The 6,269-nt window shown below is 36.2% G+C and carries 7 protein-coding genes; all 7 read right to left on the bottom strand.

All coding sequences use genetic code 11. From position 1 onward, the window contains the following. Positions 1-28: 28 nt before the first annotated feature. The 7 genes from AC4GZ8_RS09295 to spoIIM all read right to left on the bottom strand — a co-directional run bounded on the left by AC4GZ8_RS09295 (position 29) and on the right by spoIIM (position 6,079). Positions 29-1,330 (bottom strand): pyrimidine-nucleoside phosphorylase, encoded by a 1,302-nt coding sequence (locus AC4GZ8_RS09295; RefSeq protein WP_491081568.1) that lies wholly within the window; start codon positions 1,328-1,330, stop codon positions 29-31. Positions 1,331-1,355: 25 nt separating this feature from the next. Then, positions 1,356-2,177 carry a purine-nucleoside phosphorylase gene (locus tag AC4GZ8_RS09290; protein WP_491081567.1) on the bottom strand — a complete coding sequence of 274 codons (822 nt, stop codon included), beginning with the start codon at positions 2,175-2,177 and terminating at the stop codon, positions 1,356-1,358. Positions 2,178-2,190: 13 nt separating this feature from the next. Further along, entirely contained in the window at positions 2,191-3,375 is a 1,185-nt protein-coding gene (gene deoB, locus AC4GZ8_RS09285; RefSeq protein ID WP_491081566.1) for a phosphopentomutase, read from the bottom strand. Positions 3,376-3,580: 205 nt separating this feature from the next. Next, positions 3,581-4,474, bottom strand: a complete 894-nt coding sequence (gene xerD, locus AC4GZ8_RS09280) for a site-specific tyrosine recombinase XerD (RefSeq protein ID WP_491081565.1) — start codon at positions 4,472-4,474, stop codon at positions 3,581-3,583. 6 nt (positions 4,475-4,480) lie between these two features. Further along, entirely contained in the window at positions 4,481-4,708 is a 228-nt protein-coding gene (locus tag AC4GZ8_RS09275; protein ID WP_491081564.1) for a YqzK family protein, read from the bottom strand. Between the two features lie 138 nt (positions 4,709-4,846). After that, positions 4,847-5,305 (bottom strand): ferric iron uptake transcriptional regulator, encoded by a 459-nt coding sequence (gene fur / locus AC4GZ8_RS09270; protein WP_491081563.1) that lies wholly within the window; start codon positions 5,303-5,305, stop codon positions 4,847-4,849. A gap of 117 nt (positions 5,306-5,422) precedes the next feature. Further along, on the bottom strand, positions 5,423-6,079 hold the full coding sequence (gene spoIIM / locus AC4GZ8_RS09265) for a stage II sporulation protein M (RefSeq protein WP_491081562.1): 657 nt from the start codon (positions 6,077-6,079) through the stop codon (positions 5,423-5,425). Between the last annotated feature and the right edge of the window lie 190 nt (positions 6,080-6,269).

Raw genomic sequence — 6,269 nt, 5'->3', positions numbered from 1 at the left:
CTCTGCTGTGGTTTCTTATTAAAAATACCTATTCAACTGTTGCATAGATCAGTTTAGGTGCTTCTACCTTTTGGTCACTTATCGTGATACTTTCGTAGAGTTTTGCTTTTACATCTTCTACATTTTCGCGGTTACTATGGATCGTTACTAAAGATTCACCCTTTTTAACCGTATCACCAATTTTTTTATTTAATACAAGTCCTACAGCTAAATCAATTTCAGATTCTTTTGTTGCGCGTCCTGCTCCTAGCAACATCGCAGCTGTTCCAATTGAGTCTGCAACCATTTCTGAAAGATAGCCGTCTTGCTTAGCTTCAAGTTCTATTTTATATGTTGATTGTGGTAATGTTTCTGGTTTGTCTACAATAGATCCGTCTCCACCTTGGGCTTCAAGGAACGTTTTCATTGTCGTCAGTGCTTTCCCATTGTTCATGACGTCAATTAGCATGGCTCTTGCTTCCTCTAACGTTTGTGCTTTTTCCGCAAGAAGAACCATATAACTTCCAAGTGATAAGCAGAGTTCCTCTAAATCTTTTGGACCTTTGCCACTTAATGTATCGATTGCTTCCTTAACTTCTAAAGCATTTCCTATTGCATAGCCAAGTGGTTGGCTCATATCAGAAATGATGGCCATTGTTCTGCGGCCTACTAAGTTTCCGATATCAACCATTGCCTTTGCCAACTCTTTTGAATCATCAAGGTCTTTCATGAAAGCTCCAGCACCTGTTTTGACGTCAAGAACAATAGCATCTGCACCAGCTGCAATTTTTTTACTCATAATAGAGCTGGCAATGAGAGGTATACTGTTCACTGTAGCCGTTACATCTCGCAATGCATATAAGCTTTTATCTGCTGGTGTCAGATTCCCACTTTGACCGATTACAGCAATTTTATTTTTGTTTACTAATTCAATGAACTGTTTGTTTTCGATTTCAACATGAAAGCCCGGTACAGATTCAAGTTTGTCAATTGTGCCACCGGTGTGACCTAGCCCTCTTCCAGACATTTTTGCCACTGGAACGCCCACTGCTGCTACTAACGGGCCTAGTACTAAGGTTGTTGTATCACCAACACCACCTGTACTATGTTTATCAACTTTAATTCCTTCTATGTCACTTAAATCAATGGTATCTCCCGAATGAACCATTGCCATCGTAAGTTCAGCACGCTCCTGAGCTGTCATTCCTTGAAAATAGACTGCCATTGTAAAAGCGCTCATTTGATAATCAGGAATGTCTCCTGAGGTGTAGCCTTTAATTATATGATGGATTTCTTCCTTTGTTAGTTCCTTTCCATCACGTTTTTTTTCAATAAGGTCAACCATTCTCATCGCTTTATCACCTTTTTAATCAAGATTAGGAGTTGATTCTTTCCACAATGCTTTTTACTAAGTTTAAAAAATTCGCACGTACTTTTTCGGTTGTTTCAATTACTTCATCATGTGATAGTGGTTGATCCAAGATACCTGCAGCCATATTAGAGATACATGATATACCTAATACTTTTAACCCGGCATGTCGTGCTACAATTACTTCCGGAACTGTGGACATACCGACTGCATCACCACCAATAATACGTAGAGCACGAACCTCTGCTGGTGTTTCATAGGATGGACCCGTGTTTCCAACATAAACTCCTTCTTGGAGCTTAATATTCAATTCACTAGCAACGTTTTTAGCTAATTCTCTTAAGGTGTAATCATAGCTCTCAGACATATCTGGGAATCGAGCACCAATTTCTGAATCATTTGGACCAATTAATGGATTTGTCCCCATATTATTAATGTGGTCACTAATTAGCATAAGGTCTCCTGCTTCGAATGTTTTATTGATTCCACCTGCTGCATTGGTTACAATCAAAGTTTCAACACCTAATTCCTTCATTACACGTACTGGTGCAGTAACTTTATCTAGACTATAGCCTTCATAAAAATGAAATCTCCCTTGCATGGCTACTACTTTTACCCCTTTTAATTGACCAAAAACAAGTTGCCCCGCATGCCCTTCAACAGTTGATACAGGAAAATTCGGGATTTCATTGTATGGAATTTTTATAGGGCTTTCAATTTCATCAGCTAACACACCTAAGCCTGAGCCTAAAATTAATCCAATACTTGGTGTTTCTGTATATTTACCTTTTAAATAACTCGCAGCTTCTCTAACTTTTTCAATATTCACTATGTATCTCCTCCTATTTCAACTCAGACAGAAAGCTTTTACCATATGCAGGGAGCTTGACATTAAAATTATCGGCAACTGATGCCCCTACATCAGCAAATGTATCACTTAATGGTAGCTCTTTTCCTTCTTTAAAGCTCGGACTATATACTAATAATGGAACATATTCTCTTGTGTGGTCAGTTCCATGATGTACTGGATCATTTCCGTGATCAGCGGTAATAATGAGCAGATCGTCTTCCCTTAATTTATTAAGCACTTCTGTTAATCTTTCATCATATTCTTCGAGTGCTTTACCATAGCCTTGCGGGTCCCTTCTATGACCATATAGGGCGTCAAAATCAACTAGGTTTAAGAAACTTAATCCAGTAAACTCCATATTTAATGTTTCAATTAACTTATCCATACCATCCATATTAGACTTTGTTCGTAATGATTGGGTAATTCCTTCACCATCATAAATATCGGCAATTTTCCCGATAGAAATAACATCAAAGCCACTATCCTTCAGTTCATTCATAACAGTGCGATCAAACGGTTTTAGAGCATAATCATGGCGGTTTGCTGTTCTAGTAAATTCACCTGGTTTTCCAAGGAATGGTCTAGCAATAATTCGCCCAACCATATATTTATCATTCATCGTCATTTCTCTTGCTATTTCACAAATTTTATACAATTCATCAAGAGGTACCACTTCTTCATGTGCAGCAATTTGCAAAACTGAATCAGCTGAAGTATAAACGATCAGAGCTCCTGTATTTAAATGCTCTTCACCCAGTTCATCTAATATTTCAGTTCCTGAAGCTGGTTTGTTTCCGATAATTTTTCGGCCGGACTTTTCCTCTAATTCTTTTATTAAATCTTCTGGAAATCCATCTGGGAATACTTGAAATGGCTGCTCAATATACAACCCCATTATCTCCCAATGCCCTGTCATTGTATCCTTACCATTTGATGCTTCTTGCATTTTTGTATAATAAGCAAGTGGTTGAGATTGTTTTGGTATTCCTTTAATTTCACGAATATTACTTAATCCTAACTTCGCCATATTTGGCATATGTAAGCCACCCATATGCTCTGCAATATGTCCTAATGTATCTGAACCTGCATCATTAAACTTCTCAGCATCTGGGGCTTCACCAATTCCTACTGAGTCTAATACAATTAAAAACACTCGCTTATATGTATATTTCTCCATACAACAATGTCCTCCTTTACTTCATACCTTATTTTACTTTTCCATTTATCATAACATTCCATTCTATATGAGGAACTTGTCGGAAGTCTGACAACTACTTCAATTCCATTATATACTTTCTACCGGAATATTGACAACATCTCTATTATTCTCTTAATTTTCTTATTCTGACAGTAAAAAAAGCATCTCCTAAACAGGTGATGCTTTATGCACGAGGATGAAATTGATTGTAAACATCCTTAAGTCGTGTCTTCGTCACATGGGTGTATATTTGTGTGGTGGAGATATCAGCATGCCCAAGCATTTCTTGAACTGCTCGCAAATCCGCACCGTTTTCAAGTAAATGTGTTGCAAAGGAATGTCTTAATGTATGTGGCGTTAATTCATTCTTTATATTTGCCTCAAGTGCGATTTTCTTCAAATTTTTCCAAAACCCCTGCCTTGTTATTCTCTTTCCATGATGGTTGATAAATAAGGCTTCTGTTGGTTCCTTTTTATTCATTAACTTTGTGCGGCCATTTTCAACATAATTCATGATTGCCTCTGTTGCTGCCTTCCCTATAGGAACAATTCTTTCCTTGTTTCCTTTTCCATAGCAACGAATAAAGCCCATTGTTAGATGTGCATCTGTTAGATTCAAATTAATCATCTCAGTTACACGAATACCTGTTGCATAAAGAAGTTCTAACATTGCTTTATCTCGTAACCCAAAGGGAGATGTTAGTTTTGGAGTTTCAAGAAGCTTTTCAACCTCCTGAAGCGAAAGAATTTTTGGCAGGTTTCTCTCAGTTTGCGGCGATTCAATTAACACGGATGGGTCCTGGTCAGCTTGTTTTTCTCTTAATAAGAATTGATGAAAATTACGAATAGAAGCTGTATGCCTAGCAATCGTTTTACTGGACTTCCCGGATTCTTTTAAAAATTTAAGGAATTGAATGATATGAAGACGGGATACATCGTTAAAAGTAGCGACCTTTTGCACTTCATTCAAATGCTTTTGATAGCTTTTCAAATCTCTCTCATAGGAAACAATTGTATTATTTGACAATCCTCTTTCTACGATTAGGTAATGGATAAAATCTTTAATTTGATCCTTCAAAATTGTCTACTCCCCGTTATCAATAAAGAAAATTAATCTGTTTAACCAGCTTTCTTCCTCATTTTCAATCATCTTTGTTACCTTTAGTGCCGCACCTTCTGGTTGATCATAGCGGTGCATTTGCTGGTATTCTAAGTTCACCCAAATGATAGCATAATAGAACAAAATCGTAAATCCAGTAAAAAGGACAAAAACCTTAATCATATCTCTCACTGTTTTTAGCCACCTAATCATAGCTACCTCCAATAATCCGATTTTTGTGTGATTATTAGAAGATATGCCAAAAAGGACAAACTTTATACATATTATTTTGGAAAGGCCAATTTTCATGAAATATAAAAAAGTCTAACTATCTGTTAGACCTTGATGATATTATTCTGATGTGCTCTCGCCTTTTTCCTGGCATTTCACACAGATTCCATGGAAGGTTAGGCGATGATCTTTTATTTTAAATTTCCAGTCACGTTCGACTATTTCTTCTACATCTTCTAGAAGATCTTCTTCTATTTCTGCTACTGATCCACATTCTATACATACTAAATGGTGATGAAAATGTGCTGCACCTTCTTTACGAAGATCGTATCTGGAAACACCATCACCAAAGTTTATTTTATCTACTACTTTTAGTTCTGTTAATAATTCTAATGTACGATACACAGTGGCTAAACCAATTTCGGGTGCTTTTTCTTTAACGAGAAGGTATACATCCTCAGCACTTAAATGGTCTTCTTCATTTTCAAGTAATACCCGAACTGTTGCTTCACGTTGTGGTGTTAGCTTATAGCTAGCAGTATGCAACTGCTTTTTTATCCGATCAATGCGGTTTTCCATAACACTTTTCCTCCCTCGCCGCGTTCCCAAAACTATTATATATCATTGGCAAGGAAAGTGTCCAACTAAAATGATTTTAATGTAATAAAAATAAATATTATTATTTAATAATTATTTTTATTTACTGACAAATTCCACAACATTTTTCATTAAAAATGGTGATGCATATGCTTCAAAGCCTGATGCAAGCACAGCCAGTATTCCAATAAAAAGAAAAACGGACGCATAACGCATAAAAAGTGATAATGGAGCTTCTAGTGTGCTTGATTTTTTCACAAAGAGCTGTCTTATTATTTTTAGAGAAAAAGAAATCGCAACCGTACACATAATGATGAAAGCTGGTATTAATAATACATTTTGCGGTAAAACCGTAACAAATGAAAGGAGAAACCCCTTTAACCCTAACTGATTAACCAAGAATCCGACCGTAAAACCGACAACCATTCCTTTAATAAAAAGCATAACGAGTATAACAGGTAATCCAATGATTGAAATCCCTAGGATCCACATTAACCCTAAATATTTTAAATTATGGAAGAAGCTTTGATGGAACATATCTGCTGCACTTGCTACTTTCCCCTCTGCTACTTGTCCAAAAAAGCGATTTAAATAATAGTATAAATCCTCTTTTTGGCTCAAGTTCATACTATTAACAATAATAGCTCCGAAAATGACCCCCATCAAAAATAATACAAATACAAACAAATATATTGAAGAATACTCCTTAAGGTGCTCCTTTATCATTGCACTAACTGGCAGTTGTTGTCTTCGCATAACCATTTCCTCCCGTCTTTCACTTACTAGAGTATATGAGAGGAAACGTAATCTATGCTTAAAAATGAGTTTCTTTTCTGGTTAAAATTAATAGAACTTATTACGTCATTAGTAAATGCATTAACTAATTCTATCTTACTAGATTTTATCTTTTCCTTATTAATTTGTTGCCCTAAATAGGACGATTTCT

The sequence above is a fragment of the Metabacillus sp. RB-C-LZQ-3-1 genome (assembly GCF_058315175.1).
Note: the sequence above shows the minus strand (reverse complement) of the source record. Positions and strands in the feature narration are given on the sequence as shown.